Source organism: Cronobacter condimenti 1330, from assembly GCF_001277255.1.
GTDB classification, from domain to species: domain Bacteria; phylum Pseudomonadota; class Gammaproteobacteria; order Enterobacterales; family Enterobacteriaceae; genus Cronobacter; species Cronobacter condimenti.
This window is the reverse complement of sequence record NZ_CP012264.1, coordinates 1,341,007-1,362,710: the sequence shown is the minus strand read 5'-3', so window position 1 is coordinate 1,362,710 and position 21,704 is coordinate 1,341,007. Positions and strand designations below refer to the sequence as shown.

The following is a 21,704-nucleotide window of genomic DNA, read 5'->3' as shown; positions in this document are numbered from 1 at the left end:
TGCGCAAACTCAACCGCGACGCGCTTTTACCGCGTCGGCAAGCTGGCGCAATATCGCGTCGGTATCTTCCCAGCCGATGCAAGCGTCGGTCACGCTCTTGCCATACACCAGCGGTTCGCCGCTCTCAAGGCTCTGATTACCTTCCACCAGATGGCTTTCAATCATTACACCCATAATGGCGCGTTCGCCGCCGGCGATTTGCCCGCAGACATCGGCACCCACCTCCATCTGCTTTTTAAACTGCTTGCTGGAGTTGGCATGACTGAAATCGATCATTACCTGCGGCTTAAGGCCAGCTTTCTCAAGCCCGGTTTTAACCTCGGCCACATGCGCTGCGCTGTAATTCGGTTCTTTACCGCCGCGCAGGATGATATGGCAGTCGCCATTGCCGCTGGTATTGACGATAGCTGAGTGGCCCCACTTGGTGACTGACAAGAAGCAATGCGGCGCGCTGGCGGCGTTGATGGCGTCGATAGCGACTTTGATTGTACCGTCAGTGCCATTTTTGAAACCGACCGGGCAAGACAGCCCGGAAGCCAGCTCGCGGTGCACCTGAGATTCTGTTGTGCGTGCGCCGATGGCACCCCAGCTCATTAAATCAGCCATATATTGCGGGGTTATCATATCGAGGAATTCGCCTGCGGCCGGCAGACCGGTGTCGTTAATTTCCAGCAGCAGCTTACGCGCGATACGCAGGCCATCGTTGATCTGGAAACTGTTATCCATGTGAGGATCGTTAATCAGCCCCTTCCAGCCCACCGTCGTGCGCGGCTTTTCAAAATAAACGCGCATAACAATTTCCAGCTCGTTCTTCAGCGCTTTACGCAGCGGCAGCAGACGAGACGCATACTCTTTCGCCGCAACAGGATCGTGAATGGAGCATGGACCAATCACCACCAGCAGACGATCGTCATCACCCTGCAGGATCTGATGAATGGCCTGACGCGCCGCAGAAACGGTCTCAGCAGCTTGTTCGGTAGCGGGGAATTTTTCCAGGAGTGCGACAGGCGGGAGTAATTCGTTGATACCTTCGATACGTAAATCGTCGTTCTGATAAGTCATGATAGTTCCAGGAGGCCCTACAGTTTTGTTGTAATGCAATCCCTTCAATCTATCTTGTCATGCTATGAGTGTAAACACGCATTTACACTTCGCACGGAAAATTCCTGGAAGTTAACTTAAAAACGCCAGAAAGTAGCGTAAAGCGAGATCCAGACTACACTTTTTAACTGTTAGCACTCTGTTTTATACATTTTACCGAATCACGTACTGCCTTTTGGCGATGATGTGGTTTTTTCGACCGCAACACACACGCTGATCAACTTTTTCGCAGTGCACTGTTGGAAGAAGTTATCCAGCAATAACGACCAGAACAGGAGCATGATTATGACACTGAACAAACTGACCTCACTCTTTCTGACCGCCACTCTGACTCTGGCCAGCGGCGCGGCGCTTGCCGCCGATTCAGGCTCTTCTACCAGCGGCGGCGATACTGGTTCTGCTAACGCCGCAGCCAGCGCAGGCCAGGTAGCGCCTGACGCAAAAGAAAACATCGCACCGAATGGCGTTGATAACAGCAATATCAATACCTCTGGCACCAATTCCGCCAATAGCGGCGTGAATACCGGCACGGGCACCTCTGCAGGCACCACGTCTGGTACGGCTCACAGCACCAGCGGTGAAATGGGGGCGACCGGGAGCAGCACTTCCGGCAACACCAACGGCGTTCAGTGTACTGGCGACGCCTGCCCGAGCACTTCTGGCAGCACCTCCCAGTAATCGCATTTAATGCGTGAACACCAAAGGAGAGCTTCGGCTCTCCTTTATTTTTGTTATTGTGTAAGGGCGCGGTTGCCGCGCATTTGAATGAACCGATAATCACAACAAATATTCTGAGCGACGTACGCCATGGCCCATTCCCATTCCCATACACACGACTCCCACGCTCCTTCGCCTGACTCCAACAGTAAACGCCTGCTGACCGCCTTTTTGATAACCGCCGCGTTTATGGTGCTGGAAATCGTCGGCGGGTTGCTTTCAGGCTCGCTCGCGTTGCTCGCTGACGCAGGCCATATGTTTACTGACGCCGCCGCGCTGATGGTCGCACTGATGGCGGTACGCTTCGCGCGTCGCGCACCGAGTGCGCGCCATACGTTTGGGCTGCTGCGCCTGACTACCCTTGCCGCGTTTGTAAATGCACTGGCGCTACTGGTCATCACCGTGATTATCGTCTGGGAGGCTATCGCGCGTTTTATTACGCCTGAGCCTGTCGCGGGCGGTGCTATGCTCGGGGTAGCCGTTGCCGGGTTAGTCGCCAATCTGTTGTCATTCTGGATTTTGCACCGCGGGAGTGATGAGAAAAATATGAACGTGCGCGCCGCGGCGCTGCATGTGCTTGGCGATTTGCTGGGGTCGGTCGGGGCGATCCTCGCCGCCGTGGTGATCCTCTGGACTGGCTGGACGCCGATTGACCCGATTCTCTCCATCCTGGTGTCGTGTCTGGTGCTGCGAAGCGCCTGGCGCCTGCTTCAGGAAAGTATGAATGAACTACTGGAAGGTGCGCCCCGCGCGGTGGATGTGGACCAGCTTCGTCGCAGACTTTTGCGTGAAATTCCGGAGGCGCGTGACGTGCATCATGTCCATGCCTGGCTGGTCGGTGAAAAACCGGTGATGACCTTGCATGTTCAGGTCATCCCGCCACGCGATCACGATGCCCTACTGGCGAGCATTCACGACTATCTGAAACAGCACTATGACATCGCGCATGCAACGGTACAGCTTGAGTATCAACCCTGTCGCGGTAAAGACTGCGATTTAAATGCCGCAGGCGCGTCTGTGCACGCCCACGGCCATACGCATTAATATGCCAGCGCGTGCGAGCCACGCTCGCGCGCTGCTTTGATCCACATCCGACTGCCGTTCAGTGCGATAAAGGTCAGGATGAGATATTCGAGCGACATGGCATACACGCCCTGACGAGCAAAAATCACGACGCTAATCACGTTAATGATGACCCACAGCAGCCAGTTTTCGACATACTTACGCGTCATCAGGATCATCGCCACGACAGACAGTACGGTCATGCAGGAATCCCAGAACGGGAAAGCGTCCGGTTGCAGTTGAGGGGCTGTAACGTTAAGCCCGACGGCCTGCATCACCTGCACCGCAATACGCGTCAGGAAGGCGAATACCGGGTCAATCCAGAGCGTCATCAACCCAATCGCCACAACGCAGACCGCGAGCCAGCCCAACGCTTTAGCACGCGGTAGCCAGCGGATCTGTAGCGCCGCCTGGTTGTCGTTGCTCTGACGCGACCAGGCGTACCAGCCGTAAATATTCGCGGCGAAGAAAAAAACCTGTAACAACAAACTCGCATAAAGCTGGATCTGGAAGAAAATAATCGCAAACAGCGTGACGTTTATCAGGCCAAACGCGTAATTCGTTATCTTTTCAAGGCTCGCAAGCCAGATGCACAAGAGCCCTGCGAGCGTGCCCACAGCTTCAATCCAGGAAAGTGAATACCCGCCTTCACCAAGCGGAATGTGTACCAGAATGTTTTGTACGCTGAAAAAATCCATATTATCCCCGAAGCGTAATGTCCTTACGCGTTGCCCTTAACAGAAAGACGAAGTGTAGCCGCAAAATCAAGCATGCGGTTAAGCGGCGTTAACGCGCGCTCCCGGAGGCTTGTGTCGACATGAATCTCATGTGCCGCTCCGCCATATTCCAGCGCCTCTGCGATGGCCTGAAGGCCATTCATCGCCATCCACGGGCAATGCGCGCAACTGCGACACGTAGCGCCCTCCCCTGCGGTCGGGGCTTCAATAAGTGTCTTTTCCGGGCACGCCTGCTGCATTTTGTAAAAGATGCCGCGATCGGTCGCCACGATGAGCGTCTGCTGCGGCAGGGTTTTAGCCGCGTTAATCAACTGGCTGGTAGACCCGACCGCATCCGCCATATCTACAATTGCCTGCGGTGACTCCGGATGGACCAGCACGGCGGCGTCAGGATAGAGTGCTTTCATGCGATCCAGGGCCTGCGTTTTGAACTCATCATGCACAATACAGGCGCCCTGCCAGCAAAGGACATCCGCGCCCGTTTGTTTTTGCACATAACGCCCCAGATGCCGGTCTGGTGCCCAGATAATTTTTTCACCAAGGCTGTCCAGGTGTTCAATAAGCTCAACGGCGATGCTTGAGGTCACAACCCAGTCAGCCCGCGCTTTTACCGCGGCTGACGTGTTGGCATAAACCACAACGGTGCGATCCGGATGGCTGTCACAAAACGCGGCAAAGGCCTCTTCAGGGCAGCCGAGATCGAGCGAGCACTCCGCCTGAAGGGTGGGCATCAGGATAGTTTTTTCAGGGCTCAGGATTTTGGCCGTTTCCCCCATAAAGCGCACCCCCGCGACCAGCAGCGTAGTGGCGGAATGATTCGCACCAAAGCGTGCCATCTCTAAGGAGTCAGAAATACAGCCACCGGTTTCTTCTGCCAGGGCCTGGATTTCAGGGTCGGTATAATAGTGGGCGACCATTACCGCGTTGCGTTCTTTGAGAAGACGTTTGATTTTTTCGCGGTAGAAAGCTTTCTCCTCTAAGGCCAATGGAGCAGGCTTCGGTGGGAAAGGGTAAATTGCGGCTTCAGGATCGAACATTACACTCATTTGCGCCATCTCGTTTTTTACACTGAACCAAAGCCGCGTTACTTAGCCTATGATAGCCACCTGGCAGCTTTATTTGTTTTATATGCTAAACAAGATAGCGGATTGTCTGAGAAAAGTCACAGGAAATACGCGAGGTGAAAGTCGGGACAATGCGTCTTAGGAATTGACAGGAAAAGCAGTAACAACCATGCGCGTGCGGCGTTGAGATTTGACGCGAGTTGAGTGTATCAGGCTAAAAGCAAAAAGGCGCCTTTAGGGCGCCTTTTTACACTGGTGGGTCGTGCAGGATTCGAACCTGCGACCAATTGATTAAAAGTCAACTGCTCTACCAACTGAGCTAACGACCCCTTGCGGGTTACTGCTTTCTTTCTGAACAGACGTTGCTTCACAACGTTATCTTTGATGATTTACCAGGATATCCGCGTAATACGGTGGTGGGTCGTGCAGGATTCGAACCTGCGACCAATTGATTAAAAGTCAACTGCTCTACCAACTGAGCTAACGACCCGCTCTGGTGTATCTTAAAGATTAATTCTCGGCACCAACGAAACGTTGGTGGGTCGTGCAGGATTCGAACCTGCGACCAATTGATTAAAAGTCAACTGCTCTACCAACTGAGCTAACGACCCGAGTGGTGGGTGATGACGGGATCGAACCGCCGACCCCCTCCTTGTAAGGGAGGTGCTCTCCCAGCTGAGCTAATCACCCAATACTGCGCTGGATTACTGCTGTATTTCGTCGTGGTGGGTCGTGCAGGATTCGAACCTGCGACCAATTGATTAAAAGTCAACTGCTCTACCAACTGAGCTAACGACCCACATTTTTGGCACCGCGGGTTTGTTTCGTATCCCGTGGCAACGGCGGCATATATTACTGATTTAAGATTCTGACGCAACAAAAATTTCGAAGCAGATCACTTAACTGCTTACGTTTCATGCGGCAAGACCAGAAATAATACGTCTTCTGGTCAAGCCGCAAGCATTACATCGCATTCAGGCGTTTTTGTGCCTGCTTTGCACCCTCGGTGCCGGGGTATTTGGTAATAACCTGCTGATAAACGGCCTTCGCTTTTGCGGTGTCGCCTTTATCCTGCATGATGACGCCAACCTTATACATCGCATCCGCCGCTTTCGGTGATTTAGGATAGTTCTTCACCACCGAAGCAAAGTAATACGCCGCGTCATCTTTCTTACCTTTGTTGTAATTCAGTTGGCCAAGCCAGTAATTGGCATTCGGCTGGTAAGTAGAATCAGGGTATTGCTTGATGAAATTAGAAAACGCAGTGATGGCCTCATCCTGACGGGATTTATCCTGCACCAGCGCGATCGCTGCGTTGTAATCGGTATTAGCATCACCGCTTTGCGCGGGTGCGCTGGCAGCGGGTGCGGAGGCACCTGCGTCAGGCGTGGCTTGCGCCGCACCATTTTGCGCCTGATCGCCCCCTTGCGCCGCAGCAGCTCCGCCGTTGCCATTACTCAGACTGTCTATCTGCAGCAAAATTTGCTTTTGACGTTCGACGATCTGATTGAGCTGATATTGATTTTCCTGAATTTGACCGCGCAGGGTATCAATATCGGCCTGGTTATCGGAGAGCTGTTGCTGAAGCTGGGTTAATAGCTGACTGTGAGCGTTAGAAATACGCTCGAGTTGAACGACACGGTCTTCGACCGAGCCTGAGCCGACATCACTGATTGGCGCCTGGGCATTAGCGGCCCAGGGGGCCGCTACGCCAACCAGTAACGACAGACTCAACAGGTGATGTCTGAAGTTACTGATCATGCAATTCTCTTAGTAAACCAGTACGGCGCGACGGTTTTTGGCATATGCCGCTTCGTCGTGACCCAGTACTGCAGGTTTTTCTTTACCGTAAGAAACGATGGAGATCTGGTCAGCAGAAACGCCTTTACCCTGCAGGTACATTTTCACTGCGTTAGCACGACGCTCACCGAGGGAGATGTTGTACTCCGGGGTACCGCGCTCATCCGCATGACCTTCAACGGTCACTTTGTAAGACGGGTTGCTACGCAGGAAGTTAGCGTGAGCATCCAGCATCGCAGCGAAATCAGAACGGATGTCGTACTTGTCCAGATCGAAGTAAACGATGTTGTTCTGCTGCAGCTGCTGCATCTGCAGACGCGCTTGCTCTTCAGAAGACATGTTGCCGCCGTTGCCGTTCATACCAGTGCCGGCACCCAGCATGCCTTCGCCGCTCTGGTCATTGCTGGCGTTCTTGTTAGAAGAACACGCCGCGATTGCCATTACAGGCAGAGCGATCATCAGCCCTTTCAGCACTTTGTTCAGTTGCATTTCTTTGATTCCTTTAGTAATCAATTAATTATTATTACAGATACGGCGACCAGGCAGGCGATTTCACCTGACCATCAGTTGCCGGAAGACGCGCTTTGAAACGCCCATCTGTAGAAACCAGGTTCAGCACGGATCCCATCCCCTGAGAAGAGCTGTAGATAACCATAGTGCCGTTAGGTGCCAGACTTGGCGTTTCATCCAGGAACGTTGACGACAGCGTCTGTACGCCACCCGTTACCAGATCCAGTTTAGCGATGTTCTGAGCGCCGCTGTTGGAGCTCACCATCACCATAAATTTACCGTCGGAGCTGATATCAGCATCCTGATTCTGAGAACCTTCCCAGGTCACACGCTGCGGTGCGCCACCGTTAATGTTCACTTTATAAACCTGCGGACGACCCGCCTGGTCAGAGGTATAAGCCAGCGTCTGGCTGTCCGGATACCAGGTCGGTTCAGTGTTGTTGCTGCGACCATCAGTCACCTGGCGGATCTGGCCGGAGCCGATATCCATCACGTACAGGTTCAGGCTACCGGTTTTAGAGAGTGCGAAGGCAAGCTTGCTGCCATCCGGCGAAAACGCCGGTGCGCCGTTGTGACGCGGGAAGGATGCAACCTGACGCACAGCGCCATTAGCCAGCGTCTGAATCACCAGCGCAGAGCGACCGCTCTCGAAGGTCACGTACGCGAGTTTGCTGCCATCAGGCGACCAGGCCGGAGACATCAGCGGCTGTGGTGAGCGATGAACCACAAACTGGTTGTAACCATCATAATCAGACACGCGCAATTCATACGGGAACTGGCCGCCATTTGTCTGGACCACATAAGCGATGCGGGTACGGAAGGCGCCTTTAATACCAGTCAGCTTCTCGAATACTTCATCACTCGCGGTATGACCGGCATAACGCAGCCATTGTTTGTTCACTTTATAGGAGTTTTGCGCAAGTACGGTACCCGGCGCCCCCCCGGTATCCACCAGCTGATACGCAACGGTGTAGCTGCCATCGCCATTCGGTGTGACCTGCCCTACCACCACGGCGTCAATGCCGAGCGCAGACCAGGCCGCAGGCTGAACTTCCTGTGCGGAAGCGGGCTGTTGCGGCAGACGGGAGCGATCGAGCGGGTTAAATTTACCGCTGTTGCGCAGATCCGCCGCCACGATGCCGCCGATATCTTCAGGCGCAGCACCCGGGCCCGCCCACTGGAACGGCACCACACCAATCGGACGCGCAGAATCAACCCCCTGGGTTATCTCAATGCGTACTTCTGCGTGCAGCACAGCGGCCCACAGCATAAGAAAACTAAATGCTAAACGTAATGCCTGCTTCATCATATCTCCCTTATCTGGACTCAGAGCCCACGATAATTTAGCAGAATGTTAACAAACTCAAAGATAGACAACCACATTGCACGCCGGCTTAAACCGGACAGTGAAGCCCGGTTTTACCGGAAATCACTGAGGTTTGAAAAGCAACGGCGCGTTTTTAAAGACCTCATAAACAGCCTGGCTTGGCGGTTTAGGAATCTTAGCCTGTCGTGCAGCGGAAATCGCTGCCTGACAAAGCGCAGGATCACCGCCTTCCGACTGGATATCCAGCAGTAAACCGTCCGGCCCAAGTTTAATACGCAGCGTACAGGTTTTACCCGAATACGATGACGCATCGTAGAACTTACTTTCAATAGCTGCCTTTATCTGCGAAGCATAGCCGTTGATTTCAGCGCCGCTGGCACCGTTGTTCTTACTATTACCACTCCCCGCCGGCGCTGCATTACTCCCCTTCGCCCCGCCGCCGGTTTTCGGCGCATTCTTACCTGAGCTGAGATCGCCAAGCAGATCGTCGACGCCTTCAGCCGTAGCCGCTTTTTCCGCAGCGGCTTTTGCGGCAGCGGCTTTCTTCGCGGCAGCTTTTTCAGCAGCGGCTTTCTTGTCAGCAGCCGCTTTCTCCGCCGCAGCTTTGTCTGCTGCTGCTTTTTTCTCAGCAGCTGCTTTTTCTGCGGCGGCTGCTTTTTCTGCCGCTGCTTTTTCTGCCGCCGCTTTTTCAGCAGCGGCTTTCTTCGCAGCTTCAGCGGCCGCTTTTTTCTCCGCGTCCTGCTGCGCTTTCTTCGCAGCGTCAGCGGCGGCTTTTTTCTCGGCCTCTTCTTGCGCTTTCTTCGCAGCAGCTGCAGCTTTAGCCGCTTCCTCCTGCGCTTTTTTCTGCGCGTCAGCGGCAGCTTTCTTCGCGGCTTCTTCAGCGGCTTTTGCCTGAGCATCAGCTTTCGCTTTGGCGTCTGCCGCCGCTTTTGCTGCCGCTTCTTCTGCCTGTTTTTGTTGCTCTTGCGCGCGTTTCGCGGCCTCTTCAGCCTGTTTCTGCTGCTCCGCCTGCTGCTGCGCTTTTTCCTGCGCCTCAAGACGTTCCTGCTCAAGCTTTTTCAGGCGTTCCTGTTCAGCGGCCTGCTTTTCGCGCAGTTCTTCCGCTTGCTGCAGCGCTTGTTTTTCGCGCTGCTCAGCGGCTTGTTTCGCACTGGCTTGTTGCTGTTGCTGGCGGTTGTATTGCTGTACCACCGCACCCGGATCGACCATGACGGCGTCAATAGCCGATCCGCCACCGCCGCCTGCCGCATCTTCATTGATATGCTCGTCGAACGAGCTCCAGATCAGCAGCGCAATCAGCACCAGGTGCAGCACCACTGAAATGATGATCGCGCGCTTCAGCTTATCGTTTTGTTCGGTTGCCTTTGCCACTCTCGGTTTCCAAAACTTGTAGCCCTGTCAGGCGGGTGGATCAGATAGGCTGCGTCATTAAGCCGACAGATTTCACGCCTGCCTGATGCAACAGGTTCAGCGCTTTGATTATCTCGTCGTAAGGAACATCTTTGGCGCCACCGATTAAAAAGACCGTTTTCGGGTTTTCCTGCAGGCGACGTTGCGCTTCGGCCACGATTTGCTCTGCAGGCAATTGATCCATACGGTCTTTCTCTACCACCACGCTGTACTGACCCACACCGGAGACTTCGATAATCACCGGCGGGTTGTCATTGCTGCTGACGGTCTGGGAATCCGTGGCGTCCGGTAAATCCACTTCCACGCTCTGCGTGATGATGGGTGCCGTCGCCATAAAAATCAGCAGCAGCACCAGCAACACGTCAAGCAGCGGAACGATGTTGATTTCAGATTTCAGATCACGACGACCACGTCCACGTGTTCTGGCCATGACTTACCCCTTGTTGCTTTCGCTGGTGCTGGTGCTGAAAGCCTGACGATGCAGGATAGCCGTGAACTCTTCCATAAAGTTGTCATAATTCAGCTCCAGCTTGTTCACGCGCTGGTTCAGACGGTTGTACGCCATAACCGCAGGGATCGCGGCGAACAGACCAATCGCGGTCGCGATAAGCGCTTCGGCAATACCCGGCGCAACCATCTGCAATGTCGCCTGTTTCACCGCGCCAAGCGCGATGAAGGCATGCATGATCCCCCAAACCGTACCGAAAAGCCCGATATATGGACTGATGGAACCCACCGTGCCGAGGAAAGGAATATGCGTTTCCAGGCTTTCAAGCTCGCGATTCATCGAAATGCGCATGGCGCGTGACGCCCCTTCGACAACCGCTTCCGGCGCATGGCTGTTAGCGCGATGCAGACGGGCAAACTCTTTAAAACCGGCGTAAAAGATCTGCTCGGATCCGGAGAGGTTTTCACGACGGCCCTGGCTTTCCTGATACAGGCGAGACAACTCAATACCCGACCAGAATTTATCTTCAAAGGCTTCCGCTTCACGAGACGCCGCATTAAGGATGCGCGTTCGTTGAATGATGATGGCCCAGGACGCGATTGAAAAACCAATCAAAATCAACATGATAAGTTTGACCAGAAGACTTGCCTTCAGGAACAAATCAAGGATATTCATGTCAGTCACTGCTTGAACTCCGCGACAATAGACTTGGGAAGCGCACGAGGCTTCATTAAGAGTGGATCAACGCAAACAATCAGCACCTCAGCTTCATTAAGGAGCTGGTTATCTGCGTTAACAATCCGTTGCCTGAACACCATGGAGGTGCCACGCAGCGTGGTAATTTCGGTCTGGACTTCGAGCATATCGTCGAGTCGGGCAGGCGCAAGATATTCAAGCGACATCCTGCGAACCACAAAGGCTACTCGCTCCGCCAGTAAATCCTGCTGGTTAAAGTGGTGGTGGCGCAGCATCTCTGTGCGTGCTCTTTCATAAAAGGCGACGTAACTGGCGTGATAAACCACACCACCGGCGTCGGTGTCTTCGTAATAGACACGAACCGGCCATCGAAACAGCGTTGTGCTCACTCTACATCCCGGTAATGCAAATAAACGCTGCTACTATACGCAAGTGAATGTGGGTTTGGAATGGGGAGAAGTAAACGGAGAGTAAATATTTATGGGCCCCGAAAAGCCCATAGAAAGTCAGGCGAAACCTTGTTCAGGCAAAGAAAAAAAGCAGTCCGGCGAGCATCACCAGATCCGCAATCAGCGGACAGAAAATACCCTGCCAGTGCACCGCGCGAGGACGGAACCCCACACCGTGAATCACCCCAGCGCAAACCGCCCACATCAGGAACAATCCCTGCCAGACTTCAAGGCCGCTGGTCTTCGCCGCGAAGCGCGACGGGTCCCAGAACATGCAGCCCGCCAGCACCAGCGCCATGATCAAGGAAAGAGCCCTTAACGGGCTCTTATCCATTAGCGCATAAAGCGCGGTGATGAGGCGTTTCATCACGACTCGACTTTACCGGCTTTGGTCGCTTCGACATGCTCAAGCGCCAGCGCGGTGATAATCCCGAAAGCACAGGCAAGAAGCGTTCCGAGAATCCAGGCGAAATACCACATAGTCAGCTCCTTATCAGTACAGAGAATGCGTGTTGCTTTCGATATGCTCTTTGGTGATGCGACCGTACATTTTCCAGTAACACCAGGTGGTGTAGAGCAGAATAAGCGGTACAAACACCGCAGCGACATAGGTCATTACGGTCAGCGTGAGCTGGCTTGAGGTCGCGTCCCACATCGTCAGGCTGGCGTTCAGCATTGTGCTGGACGGCATGATGAATGGGAACATCGCGATACCCGCAGTCAGAATCACGCACGCGAGCGTCAGTGAAGAGAACACGAACGCCCAGGCGCCTTTCTCCAGACGCGACGCCAGCACCGTCAGCAGCGGCAGTACTACGCCCAGGGCCGGGATAGCCCACAGCGCAGGCATATTATTAAAGTTAGTCAACCAGGCCCCTGCCTGACGAATCACTTCTTTATTCATCGGGTTAGACGCTGCACGCGGGTCGATAGCGGATGTCACCACATAACCGTCGATGCCATACATCACCCAGACGCCTGCCAGTATGAAGCAGACCATCATTACCAGCGCGGAGATCTGCGCGGTAGCGCGAGAGCGCAGGTGCAGCTCACCTGTGGTACGCATCTGCAGGTAGGTTGCCCCCTGGGTCAGGATCATCGATACGCTTACTACGCCTGCCAGCAGACCAAACGGGTTCAGCAGCTGGAAGAAGTTGCCGGTGTAGAACATGGCCTGGTATTTATCGAAGTGGAACGGTACGCCTTGCAACAGGTTGCCGAACGCCACGCCAATCACCAGCGGCGGCACAAAGCTGCCTGCAAAAACACCCCAGTCCCACATGTTGCGCCAGCGCATATCTTCAATCTTAGAGCGGTAATCAAAGCCCACAGGACGGAAGAACAGCGATGCCAGTACCAGAATCATTGCTACATAAAAACCAGAGAACGCCATGGCGTATACCAGCGGCCAGGCAGCGAAGAGCGCGCCGCCTGCGGTGATTAGCCATACCTGGTTGCCGTCCCAGTGCGGCGCGATGGCGTTGATCATCACGCGGCGCTCGGTATCGGTGCGTCCCAGAATGCGGGTCAGCATGCCGACCCCCATATCAAAGCCATCCGTGACCGCAAAACCGATCAGCAGAATGCCAACCAGCAGCCACCAGACCAAACGTAATACTTCATAATCAAACATTTTACGTCTCCTCGCTTAGCGTGCCGGCTGAGAAGTCACAGTGGACTGCTCAAAGTGATAGCGACCCGTTTTCAGGCTGCTCGGCCCCAGGCGGGCGAATTTGAACATCAGGAACATTTCCGCCACCAGGAAGAGCGTGTACAGGCCACAGATCAGCACCATCGAGAAGATGATCTCGCTCACCGGCAGGTTAGAGTGCGCAACGGCGGTCGGTAGTACCTCACCGATAGCCCACGGCTGACGGCCATATTCCGCAACGAACCAGCCTGCTTCCACAGCAATCCAAGGCAGCGGGATACCGTAAAACGCCGCGCGCAGGAGCCATTTCTTGTCGCCGATACGGTTACGAATCACCGACCAGAAAGACGCACCGATAATCAGCAGCATCAGCACGCCACACAGCACCATGATGCGGAAAGAGAAGTACAGCGGCGCCACGCTCGGAATAGAATCCTGCGTTGCTTTCTGGATCTGCGCTTCGGTCGCACCCGCAACGTTATCGGTATAACGTTTCAGTAGCAGGCCATAGCCAAGGTCTTTTTTCACGCTGTTAAATTCATCGCGTACGGCCTGATCGGTCGTGCCGGAACGGAGCTGCTCCAGGAGGGCATACGCTTTCATCCCGTTACGGATGCGCGCTTCATGCTGTACCAGCAGATCTTTAAGACCAATTACCGGCGTATCCACAGAGCGGGTCGCGATAATGCCGAGGGCGTAAGGGATCTGAATCGCGAAGCGGTTTTCCTGGCCTTTCTGATCAGGAATACCGAACAGCGTAAACGCGGCGGGTGCCGGTTGGGTTTCCCACTCGGCTTCGATAGCTGCCAGTTTCGTTTTCTGTACGTCGCCCATTTCGTAACCGGATTCATCACCCAGCACGATGACAGAGAGCACCGCCGCCATGCCGAAGCTCGCCGCGATAGCAAAAGAGCGTTTAGCGAAGGCGAAATCACGGCCTTTAAGCATGTACCACGCGCTGATGCCCAGAATGAACATCGCGCCGGTGCAGTAACCTGCTGCCACAGTGTGAACGAATTTCACCTGAGCTACCGGGTTCAGCACCAGCTCGGAGAAGCTCACCATCTCCATGCGCATGGTTTCGAAATTGAAATCAGAAGCGATTGGGTTCTGCATCCAGCCGTTCGCGACCAGGATCCACAGTGCGGAGAGGTTGGAGCCGAGTGCGACAAGCCAGGTAACGGTCATGTGCTGCACTTTGCTCAGACGATCCCAGCCGAAGAAGAACAGGCCGACAAAGGTCGATTCAAGGAAGAACGCCATCAGGCCTTCGATAGCCAGCGGGGCACCGAAGATATCGCCTACATAGTGTGAATAGTATGACCAGTTAGTCCCGAACTGGAACTCCATGGTCAAGCCGGTCGCCACGCCCAGTGCGAAGTTGATACCAAACAACTTGCCCCAGAACTTGGTCATGTCTTTATAGATTTGTTTACCAGAGAGGACGTAGACCGTTTCCATAATGGCCAGCAAAAACGCCATACCGAGCGTCAGTGGCACAAAAAGGAAATGGTACATCGCGGTCAAGGCAAACTGTAAGCGCGACAGTTCGACTATATCTAACATCTTGACTCCTTGCTCCTCGCATGAAGACTTCGAGCGTGGCCCTTATAAAAGGCGCCACAACGCATGCCCCAATACTAATGACATTTGCTCCCGATAGCCGTCGCTTAAATCACTGCGTGTATTTGTGAAAAAGTAATGGCGAAAGGTTACAAATAAGTTAAAAGAAATCCAAATTGATTCGGCAAATATTTTACGCTGCAATCCCGGGATAATAAACAGATTTGCAGATACTCATATTTGCGTTTTTCGACGGCGATCAATTTATACCTAAATCGCCGCTTCGACACCAGATTGATCGACCGCAATTTAGCGCTTTCTCACGCTTTTTTTCAACTGAAAAAGTTTGATTAAAATCAGTTTCTGTACCCATTGTTAATTATGTTTCACCCCGAACGGGTTAAGTAAAAATAATGTTAACGATAAGTATTTTTTTAACGTATCGCGGGTTATAAAAGAGAAACAACTAATAAACCGACGTTATTTTAGTAAATTCTCACACGAGATATTAATCACACTTTCTTGTTAATATCGGCAGCAAAAAGAAATTCATTAGATCAGAAAATATCTTTTTATTTCACAATTCATTTACTAATTAACGGTAGTTTTTTAAAAGTTTATTTTTAAATGAAAAATGTCTATCTCCGCTCCACCCTTTATCAACTCCGCAAGGGCAATGCGCACCGCATCAGGCGGGCTGACAGCACCGATGGCAGCACACCCGGCTTGCAGTGTGTGTATGCTCAGACCATGCCTTCAGCGCGCCATAACGCGCGCTGAAGGCGTTATGCGACACCCTCTGCACCACGCGCCGGTACGCCCTGCCCTTTCGCAGGCAAAAAAAAGGCTACCCTCGCGGGTAGCCAACCATGTCGAATCTTATTATCAGGTGGTTTTACCTCGCACCCACGAGGAGAGACGTTTACTTCAGAATCGTTTTCAGCGCGTCGCCGATGTCAGCCAGGCTGCGTACGGTCTTCACACCTGCGGCTTCCAGCGCGGCGAACTTCTCGTCTGCCGTGCCTTTACCACCTGCGATAATGGCGCCTGCGTGGCCCATACGTTTGCCTTTCGGCGCGGTAACGCCCGCGATGTAGCCCACTACCGGCTTGGTGACGTGATCTTTAATGTACGCTGCCGCTTCCTCTTCCGCGCTACCGCCGATTTCGCCGATCATGACAATCGCCTCGGTCTGCGGATCTTCCTGGAACAGCTTCAGGATATCGATGAAGTTAGAGCCCGGGATTGGGTCACCACCAATGCCAACGCAGGTAGACTGACCAAAACCGTAGTCGGTGGTCTGCTTAACCGCTTCATACGTCAGGGTGCCGGAGCGGGAAACAATACCCACGCGGCCCGGCTGATGAATGTGGCCCGGCATGATGCCAATTTTGCACTCGCCGGGGGTGATAACACCCGGGCAGTTCGGGCCAATCATACGCACGCCGGCTTCATCCAGCTTCACTTTTACGGTCAGCATATCCAGTGTCGGGATACCTTCCGTAATGGTGATGATGAGCTTAATGCCTGCGTCGATCGCTTCCAGAATAGAGTCTTTGCAGAACGGTGCCGGTACATAGATAACGGACGCGGTCGCGCCAGTCGCTTCGACGGCTTCACGCACGGTATTAAACACCGGCAGGCCGAGATGCGTGGTGCCACCTTTGCCAGGCGTCACGCCGCCGACCATCTGGGTGCCGTAAGCAATCGCCTGTTCGGAGTGGAATGTCCCCTGGCTGCCGGTAAAGCCCTGGCAGATAACTTTGGTGTTTTTATCAATCAGAATGGACATTATTTCCCCTCCACAGCAGCAACAACCTGCTGAGCTGCATCCGTCAGACTTTTCGCTGCAATAATATTCAGGCCGCTGTCGGCCAGCTTCTTCGCGCCCAGTTCAGCATTGTTGCCTTCCAGACGCACAACGACCGGCACATTCACGCCGACTTCCGCGACCGCGCCGATGATGCCATCGGCAATCAGGTCGCAGCGCACGATGCCGCCGAAAATGTTAACCAGCACAGCTTTCACTTTGTCGTCAGACAGAATGATTTTAAACGCTTCGGTTACGCGCTCTTTGGTCGCGCCACCGCCTACGTCCAGGAAGTTCGCCGGCTCGCCACCGTGAAGTTTCACGATGTCCATGGTGCCCATTGCAAGGCCTGCGCCGTTCACCATGCAACCGATGTTGCCATCCAGCGCCACGTAGTTCAGTTCCCACTGTGCCGCCTGCGCTTCACGCGGGTCTTCCTGAGACTGATCGCGCATTTCGCGCAGATCCGGCTGGCGGAACAAGGCGTTGCCGTCCGCGCCCAGTTTGCCGTCGAGGCAGATAAGATCGCCCTGAGAGGTGATAACCAGCGGGTTAATTTCGATAAGCGCCAGATCGCGCTCCAGGAAAATGGTCGCCAGGCCCATAAAGACTTTAGTGAACTGCTGGATAAGCTTCCCTTCCAGGCCCAGTTTAAAGGCCAGCTCGCGTCCCTGATACGGCATCGGGCCGGTCAGCGGATCGATAGAGACTTTGTGGATCAGGTGCGGGGTTTCTTCCGCCACTTTTTCAATTTCCACACCGCCTTCGGTAGAGGCCATAAACACCACACGACGCGTGCCACGGTCAACCACCGCGCCGAGGTAAAGTTCTTTAGCGATATCGGTTGCCGCTTCCACCAGAATCTGGTTGACCGGCTGGCCGTTCGCGTCGGTTTGATAGGTCACGAGGCGTTTGCCGAGCCAGTGTTCGGCAAAGGCGCGAATCTCTTCTTTGCTCTTAACGACTTTTACACCGCCCGCTTTACCGCGGCCGCCAGCGTGAACCTGGCATTTCACCACCCAGGGGCCGGAGCCAATTTTAGAGGCGGCTTCTTCTGCTTCACGCGGAGTTGAGCAGGCATAACCCACCGGCGTCGGCAGGCCTGATCTGGCAAACAGCTGTTTCGCCTGATATTCGTGTAAGTTCATCTCTTCAGTCCATCAAGAAAAAGCGTATTCACGCTCGGAGTTCGAAATTGCCGCGCCTCGCGGCGCGACCATAAACACTACCTGAGGGCGGCCGGACCGCCCTTCTGAAACTACACGTCCAGCAGCAGACGAGTCGGATCTTCCAGCAACTCTTTAATGGTCACCAGGAAACCTACCGATTCACGGCCATCGATCAGACGGTGATCGTAGGAAAGCGCCAGGTACATCATCGGCAGGATTTCAACCTTGCCGTCCACCGCCATCGGGCGATCTTTAATGGCATGCATGCCAAGGATCGCGCTCTGCGGCGGGTTGATGATTGGCGTGGACATCAGCGAGCCGAAAACGCCGCCGTTGGTAATGGTGAAGTTACCGCCAGTCAGGTCTTCCACGGTCAGTTTGCCGTCACGGCCTTTCACGGCCAGCTCTTTGATTTTCTTCTCAATGTCAGCCATGCCCAGCACGTCAACATCGCGCAGAACCGGGGTCACCAGGCCACGCGGCGTTGAAACCGCCATGCTGACGTCGAAATAGTTGTGATACACCACGTCGTCGCCGTCGATAGACGCGTTCACTTCCGGGAAGCGTTTCAGTGCTTCCACGACCGCTTTAACGTAGAAAGACATGAAGCCCAGACGGATACCGTGACGTTTTTCGAAGGCATCGCCGTACTGCTTACGCAGATCCATGATCGGCTTCATGTTCACTTCGTTAAACGTGGTCAGCATCGCGGTGGAGTTTTTCGCTTCCAGCAGACGCTCAGCAACGCGCTTACGCAGGCGGGTCATCGGCACGCGTTTTTCACTGCGACCGCCAAGCTGCGGCTGCGGCGCAGCGGCAGCTTGTTCCGGCGCTTTCGGGGCGTCGCTGCTGTTCGCTTTCGCCAGATGTTTTTCTACATCTTCGCGCGTCAAACGTCCGCCCACACCGGTGCCTTTAATGGCACTGGCTTCCAGATTGTGCTCGGCGAGCAAGCGGCGGATAGCCGGGCTCAGCGCGTCGTTATTTTGTTCTTCCAGAGAAGCCTGCTGGCGCTGCGCCGGGGTAGACTCTTTCGCTTCCGATTTGGCGCTGCTTTCTTTGCCCGCGCTATTGCCTTCGCGCAGACGGCCCAGGATCTGGCGAGACGTAACGGTGCTGCCTTCGTCTTCCAGTACTGCATCCAGAACGCCGTCAGCCGACGCCGGTACTTCCAGTACCACTTTGTCAGTTTCGATTTCTACCAGCACTTCATCGCGTTTTACCGCATCGCCCGGCTTTTTGTGCCAGGTAGCCACGGTTGCGTCAGCAACGGATTCAGGCAGGTCGGGAACAAGAATATCTACGCTACTCATTATTTATCCTTTAATTAATTGACGTTCAGCGCGTCATTAACCAGATCTTGCTGCTGTTTCTGGTGAACGGACATATACCCTACCGCAGGCGAGGCGGAGGCCGGGCGGCCTGCATAACGTAATGCAGAACCAAACGGAATCACTTCACGAAGGTGATGCTGGCTGCAATACCAGGCGCCCTGGTTCAGCGGCTCTTCCTGGCACCAGACGAAATCATGCACGTGTCCGAACGGTTTCAGCGCTTCCTGCACCGCGTGATGCGGGAACGGATAGAGCTGTTCGATACGGACAATCGCCACATCCTTCTGATCATTCTTACGACGCTGTTCCAGCAAATCGTAGTACACCTTGCCGGAGCACAGCACGACGCGTTTCACGCCTTGCGGATCCAGTTCGTCGACTTCACCGATAGCAGGCAGGAACGCGCCATTCGCCAGTTCATCAAGCGTAGACACTGCCAGCGGATGGCGCAGCAACGACTTCGGTGACATGACCACCAGCGGGCGACGCATACCACGCAGCGCCTGACGACGCAGCATGTGGTACACCTGCGCCGGCGTTGACGGCACGCACACCTGCATATTCTGCTCAGCGCACAGTTGCAGATAACGCTCCAGACGCGCGGAGGAGTGCTCCGGACCCTGGCCTTCGTAGCCGTGCGGCAGCAGCATCACCAGACCGCACATACGGCCCCATTTCTGCTCGCCAGAGCTGATGAACTGGTCGATAACGACCTGCGCGCCGTTGGCGAAGTCGCCGAATTGCGCTTCCCAGATGGTCAGCGTGCGCGGTTCCGCGGTGGCATAGCCATATTCAAACGCCAGGACGGCTTCTTCAGAAAGTACGGAGTCCCAGACTTTGAACGGACCCTGGCCGTTATGCACATGCTGCAGCGGTACCCACGTCGACCCATTGGCCTGGTTATGAACCACAGCGTGACGGTGGAAGAAGGTGCCGCGTCCGGTATCTTCACCGGACAGACGCACCGGAATACCTTCATCGACTAGCGTCGCGTAGGCCAGCGTTTCCGCGCCGCCCCAGTCGAACGGTTTCTCGCCGTTCGCCATCAACTGACGGTCGCCGTAGATTTTCGCTACGCGCGACTGCATTTCGATACCTTCCGGCACGGTGCTGATACGCTTCGCCAGTTCCTGCAGACGCTTCATCTCAACTTTGTTCGGGTAGCTTTCATCCCACTCGTGGTTGAGATACGGCGACCAGGTAAAGGAGTGCATGTTCATCGGACGCCACTCTTTCACCACGCATTCGCCGGCATCCAGCGCGTCGCGGTAAAGGTTGACCATTTCGGTCGCGTCTTCGAGTTTCGCGACACCGTCCTGCTCCAGCTTGTCAGCATAGAGTTTACGCGGCGTCGGGTGCTTTTTGATTTTCTGGTACATCAGCGGCTGGGTTGCGCTCGGCTCGTCGGCTTCGTTATGGCCGTGACGGCGGTAGCACACCAGGTCGATAAAGACGTCGCGTTTAAACGTGTTGCGGAAATCGAGCGCCAGACGCGTGACAAACGCCACCGCCTCCGGGTCATCGGCATTCACGTGGAAAATCGGCGCCATCACCATCTTGCCGATGTCGGTGCAATACGGGGTAGAACGGGCGTCCAGCGGGTTCGAGGTCGTAAAGCCGACCTGGTTGTTAATCACGATACGTACCGTACCGCCGACTTCGTAGCCGCGCGCTTTGGACATGTTCAGGGTTTCCTGAACCACGCCTTGCCCGGCAACCGCCGCATCGCCGTGAATGGTGATCGGCAGGACTTTGTTGCTGCTCGGCTCGTCCAGACGATCCAGACGCGCGCGCACAGACCCCATGACCACAGGGCTGACGATTTCCAGGTGCGACGGGTTAAACGCCAGCGCCAGGTGCACCAGGCCGCCTTCGGTTTCGATATCCGAAGAGAAGCCCATGTGATATTTCACGTCGCCCGTGCCGAGATGTTCTTTATGCTTGCCCGCAAACTCATCGAAGAGATCCTGCGGCTTTTTACCGAGGACGTTGATCAGAACATTAAGACGACCGCGGTGCGCCATACCCAGCACCACTTCGCGCGTGCCGCTCTTACCGGCATGGCGAATCATCTCTTTGAGCATCGGGATCAACGCATCGCCGCCTTCCAGCGAGAAGCGTTTTGCGCCAGGGAATTTCGCGCCCAGATAGCGCTCCAGCCCTTCCGCTGCGGTCAGCTCACTTAAGAAGCGTTTTTTCTCATCCACGCTAAAACCGGCGTGGCCCGTGACCGATTCGATACGCTGCTGGATCCAGCGCTTCTCTTCCGTCGAGGTGATGTGCATGTATTCCGCACCGATAGAGCCGCAGTACGTCTGCTTAAGCGCCTCGATGAGATCGCCGAGCTTCATGGTGTCTTTGCCGAGCGCGAAAGAGCCTACGTTAAAGGTTTCCTGGAGATCGGCTTCGGTCAGATCGTGGAACGCAGGGTCCAGATCCGCGACATACTCCTGCTGCCACAGCCCGAGCGGATCAAGATTCGCGTGCTGGTGGCCACGGAAGCGATAGGCGTTGATAAGCTGCAGGACTTTAACCTGCTTCGCATTCGTGTCAGGGTCGGAAATCGAGGAAGAGTAACGTGAGGCATCCTTCGCCAGACGACGGAAATAATCACGCGTTTTTGAATGGAATTGATCCGGTTTCGCGCCGGTGCCAGGCAGTTGCTGGAACATAGAGCGCCAGTGGGCGTCCACTGAATCAGGATCGGTTAAGAAGTCTTCATAGAGCTGTTCTATCCAGCTCTGGTTAGAGCCAGAGAGGTAAGAAGAGTCCAGCCAGGCTTTCATTGCGCCGTTCTGCATCGTGATCCCTTAAGCATGTCTGCTTATTTCGCCGTAGAAACTACCACGTACAGCG

20 protein-coding genes and 5 tRNA genes are annotated in these 21,704 nt (G+C 54.6%); 2 read left to right on the top strand and 23 right to left on the bottom strand.

The window, feature by feature from the left end:
* Window positions 1-9 precede the first annotated feature (9 nt).
* Window positions 10-1,062, bottom strand: a complete 1,053-nt coding sequence (aroG, locus tag AFK62_RS06255) for a 3-deoxy-7-phosphoheptulonate synthase AroG (RefSeq protein WP_007670917.1) — start codon at window positions 1,060-1,062, stop codon at window positions 10-12.
* Between the two features lie 324 nt (window positions 1,063-1,386).
* Between aroG and AFK62_RS06250 the strand changes: the two genes are divergently transcribed.
* Both AFK62_RS06250 and zitB read left to right on the top strand, forming a co-directional pair.
* A complete protein-coding gene (locus tag AFK62_RS06250; protein WP_007670921.1) occupies window positions 1,387-1,779 on the top strand; it encodes a protein YbgS in 393 nt (130 codons plus the stop codon).
* A gap of 129 nt (window positions 1,780-1,908) precedes the next feature.
* Window positions 1,909-2,862 (top strand): CDF family zinc transporter ZitB, encoded by a 954-nt coding sequence (zitB, locus tag AFK62_RS06245; RefSeq protein ID WP_032984334.1) that lies wholly within the window; start codon window positions 1,909-1,911, stop codon window positions 2,860-2,862.
* Here the strand turns inward: zitB and pnuC are convergent.
* From pnuC to sucA, 22 genes are all read right to left on the bottom strand, one after another.
* Entirely contained in the window at window positions 2,859-3,578 is a 720-nt protein-coding gene (gene pnuC / locus AFK62_RS06240; protein WP_007670924.1) for a nicotinamide riboside transporter PnuC, read from the bottom strand. The two genes, zitB and pnuC, sit on opposite strands and share 4 nt — an antisense overlap.
* A 23-nt stretch (window positions 3,579-3,601) precedes the next feature.
* Window positions 3,602-4,663 (bottom strand): quinolinate synthase NadA, encoded by a 1,062-nt coding sequence (gene nadA, locus AFK62_RS06235; RefSeq protein WP_032984335.1) that lies wholly within the window; start codon window positions 4,661-4,663, stop codon window positions 3,602-3,604.
* 271 nt (window positions 4,664-4,934) lie between these two features.
* Window positions 4,935-5,010, bottom strand: a tRNA-Lys gene (locus tag AFK62_RS06230).
* A gap of 85 nt (window positions 5,011-5,095) precedes the next feature.
* Window positions 5,096-5,171: transfer RNA gene (locus AFK62_RS06225), tRNA-Lys, on the bottom strand.
* Between the two features lie 45 nt (window positions 5,172-5,216).
* Window positions 5,217-5,292: transfer RNA gene (locus AFK62_RS06220), tRNA-Lys, on the bottom strand.
* Between the two features lie 3 nt (window positions 5,293-5,295).
* Window positions 5,296-5,371, bottom strand: a tRNA-Val gene (locus AFK62_RS06215).
* Between the two features lie 33 nt (window positions 5,372-5,404).
* Window positions 5,405-5,480: transfer RNA gene (locus AFK62_RS06210), tRNA-Lys, on the bottom strand.
* Between the two features lie 164 nt (window positions 5,481-5,644).
* The gene (gene cpoB, locus AFK62_RS06205; RefSeq protein WP_007669795.1) at window positions 5,645-6,442 is read right to left on the bottom strand and encodes a cell division protein CpoB; all 798 of its coding nucleotides are present in this window, start codon (window positions 6,440-6,442) and stop codon (window positions 5,645-5,647) included.
* 9 nt (window positions 6,443-6,451) lie between these two features.
* Window positions 6,452-6,970 (bottom strand): peptidoglycan-associated lipoprotein Pal, encoded by a 519-nt coding sequence (gene pal, locus AFK62_RS06200; protein ID WP_004386751.1) that lies wholly within the window; start codon window positions 6,968-6,970, stop codon window positions 6,452-6,454.
* 34 nt (window positions 6,971-7,004) lie between these two features.
* On the bottom strand, window positions 7,005-8,297 hold the full coding sequence (gene tolB / locus AFK62_RS06195) for a Tol-Pal system beta propeller repeat protein TolB (RefSeq protein WP_007669785.1): 1,293 nt from the start codon (window positions 8,295-8,297) through the stop codon (window positions 7,005-7,007).
* Window positions 8,298-8,420: 123 nt separating this feature from the next.
* Window positions 8,421-9,689, bottom strand: coding sequence for a cell envelope integrity protein TolA (gene tolA / locus AFK62_RS06190; RefSeq protein WP_007669781.1), 1,269 nt, complete (start codon window positions 9,687-9,689; stop codon window positions 8,421-8,423).
* Between the two features lie 40 nt (window positions 9,690-9,729).
* A complete protein-coding gene (gene tolR / locus AFK62_RS06185) occupies window positions 9,730-10,158 on the bottom strand; it encodes a colicin uptake protein TolR (protein ID WP_007669772.1) in 429 nt (142 codons plus the stop codon).
* Between the two features lie 3 nt (window positions 10,159-10,161).
* Window positions 10,162-10,860: a Tol-Pal system protein TolQ gene (tolQ, locus tag AFK62_RS06180; protein WP_007669768.1), complete on the bottom strand. Its 699-nt coding sequence runs from the start codon at window positions 10,858-10,860 to the stop codon at window positions 10,162-10,164.
* Window positions 10,857-11,261 (bottom strand): tol-pal system-associated acyl-CoA thioesterase, encoded by a 405-nt coding sequence (gene ybgC / locus AFK62_RS06175; RefSeq protein ID WP_007669766.1) that lies wholly within the window; start codon window positions 11,259-11,261, stop codon window positions 10,857-10,859. The genes tolQ and ybgC overlap by 4 nt, the downstream gene beginning before the upstream one ends.
* 133 nt (window positions 11,262-11,394) lie before the next feature.
* The gene (ybgE, locus tag AFK62_RS06170) at window positions 11,395-11,688 is read right to left on the bottom strand and encodes a cyd operon protein YbgE (RefSeq protein ID WP_007669764.1); all 294 of its coding nucleotides are present in this window, start codon (window positions 11,686-11,688) and stop codon (window positions 11,395-11,397) included.
* Window positions 11,688-11,801, bottom strand: coding sequence for a cytochrome bd-I oxidase subunit CydX (gene cydX / locus AFK62_RS20930; protein WP_004387905.1), 114 nt, complete (start codon window positions 11,799-11,801; stop codon window positions 11,688-11,690). Before cydX ends, ybgE begins: the two co-directional genes overlap by 1 nt.
* Before the next feature lie 13 nt (window positions 11,802-11,814).
* Entirely contained in the window at window positions 11,815-12,954 is a 1,140-nt protein-coding gene (gene cydB, locus AFK62_RS06165) for a cytochrome d ubiquinol oxidase subunit II (protein WP_007669759.1), read from the bottom strand.
* Window positions 12,955-12,969: 15 nt separating this feature from the next.
* Window positions 12,970-14,538: a cytochrome ubiquinol oxidase subunit I gene (cydA, locus tag AFK62_RS06160; protein ID WP_007669757.1), complete on the bottom strand. Its 1,569-nt coding sequence runs from the start codon at window positions 14,536-14,538 to the stop codon at window positions 12,970-12,972.
* A gap of 919 nt (window positions 14,539-15,457) precedes the next feature.
* Window positions 15,458-16,327, bottom strand: a complete 870-nt coding sequence (sucD, locus tag AFK62_RS06155) for a succinate--CoA ligase subunit alpha (RefSeq protein ID WP_004385340.1) — start codon at window positions 16,325-16,327, stop codon at window positions 15,458-15,460.
* The gene (gene sucC / locus AFK62_RS06150) at window positions 16,327-17,493 is read right to left on the bottom strand and encodes an ADP-forming succinate--CoA ligase subunit beta (RefSeq protein WP_007669747.1); all 1,167 of its coding nucleotides are present in this window, start codon (window positions 17,491-17,493) and stop codon (window positions 16,327-16,329) included. Before sucC ends, sucD begins: the two co-directional genes overlap by 1 nt.
* 110 nt (window positions 17,494-17,603) lie before the next feature.
* Window positions 17,604-18,827 (bottom strand): 2-oxoglutarate dehydrogenase complex dihydrolipoyllysine-residue succinyltransferase, encoded by a 1,224-nt coding sequence (gene odhB, locus AFK62_RS06145; RefSeq protein ID WP_007669745.1) that lies wholly within the window; start codon window positions 18,825-18,827, stop codon window positions 17,604-17,606.
* Window positions 18,828-18,841: 14 nt separating this feature from the next.
* Window positions 18,842-21,649 (bottom strand): 2-oxoglutarate dehydrogenase E1 component, encoded by a 2,808-nt coding sequence (sucA, locus tag AFK62_RS06140; protein ID WP_007669743.1) that lies wholly within the window; start codon window positions 21,647-21,649, stop codon window positions 18,842-18,844.
* Window positions 21,650-21,704 lie beyond the last annotated feature (55 nt).

What these genes read in the sequence shown, in the direction of transcription:
- aroG (WP_007670917.1), bottom strand. Translation starts at nt 1,062, where the DNA reads ATGACTTATCAGAACGACGATTTACGTATCGAAGGTATCAACGAATTA.
- AFK62_RS06250 (WP_007670921.1), top strand. Translation starts at nt 1,387, where the DNA reads ATGACACTGAACAAACTGACCTCACTCTTTCTGACCGCCACTCTGACT.
- zitB (WP_032984334.1), top strand. Translation starts at nt 1,909, where the DNA reads ATGGCCCATTCCCATTCCCATACACACGACTCCCACGCTCCTTCGCCT.
- pnuC (WP_007670924.1), bottom strand. Translation starts at nt 3,578, where the DNA reads ATGGATTTTTTCAGCGTACAAAACATTCTGGTACACATTCCGCTTGGT.
- nadA (WP_032984335.1), bottom strand. Translation starts at nt 4,663, where the DNA reads ATGAGTGTAATGTTCGATCCTGAAGCCGCAATTTACCCTTTCCCACCG.
- cpoB (WP_007669795.1), bottom strand. Translation starts at nt 6,442, where the DNA reads ATGATCAGTAACTTCAGACATCACCTGTTGAGTCTGTCGTTACTGGTT.
- pal (WP_004386751.1), bottom strand. Translation starts at nt 6,970, where the DNA reads ATGCAACTGAACAAAGTGCTGAAAGGGCTGATGATCGCTCTGCCTGTA.
- tolB (WP_007669785.1), bottom strand. Translation starts at nt 8,297, where the DNA reads ATGAAGCAGGCATTACGTTTAGCATTTAGTTTTCTTATGCTGTGGGCC.
- tolR (WP_007669772.1), bottom strand. Translation starts at nt 10,158, where the DNA reads ATGGCCAGAACACGTGGACGTGGTCGTCGTGATCTGAAATCTGAAATC.
- ybgE (WP_007669764.1), bottom strand. Translation starts at nt 11,688, where the DNA reads ATGAAACGCCTCATCACCGCGCTTTATGCGCTAATGGATAAGAGCCCG.
- cydX (WP_004387905.1), bottom strand. Translation starts at nt 11,801, where the DNA reads ATGTGGTATTTCGCCTGGATTCTCGGAACGCTTCTTGCCTGTGCTTTC.
- cydB (WP_007669759.1), bottom strand. Translation starts at nt 12,954, where the DNA reads ATGTTTGATTATGAAGTATTACGTTTGGTCTGGTGGCTGCTGGTTGGC.
- cydA (WP_007669757.1), bottom strand. Translation starts at nt 14,538, where the DNA reads ATGTTAGATATAGTCGAACTGTCGCGCTTACAGTTTGCCTTGACCGCG.
- sucD (WP_004385340.1), bottom strand. Translation starts at nt 16,327, where the DNA reads ATGTCCATTCTGATTGATAAAAACACCAAAGTTATCTGCCAGGGCTTT.
- sucC (WP_007669747.1), bottom strand. Translation starts at nt 17,493, where the DNA reads ATGAACTTACACGAATATCAGGCGAAACAGCTGTTTGCCAGATCAGGC.
- odhB (WP_007669745.1), bottom strand. Translation starts at nt 18,827, where the DNA reads ATGAGTAGCGTAGATATTCTTGTTCCCGACCTGCCTGAATCCGTTGCT.
- sucA (WP_007669743.1), bottom strand. Translation starts at nt 21,649, where the DNA reads ATGCAGAACGGCGCAATGAAAGCCTGGCTGGACTCTTCTTACCTCTCT.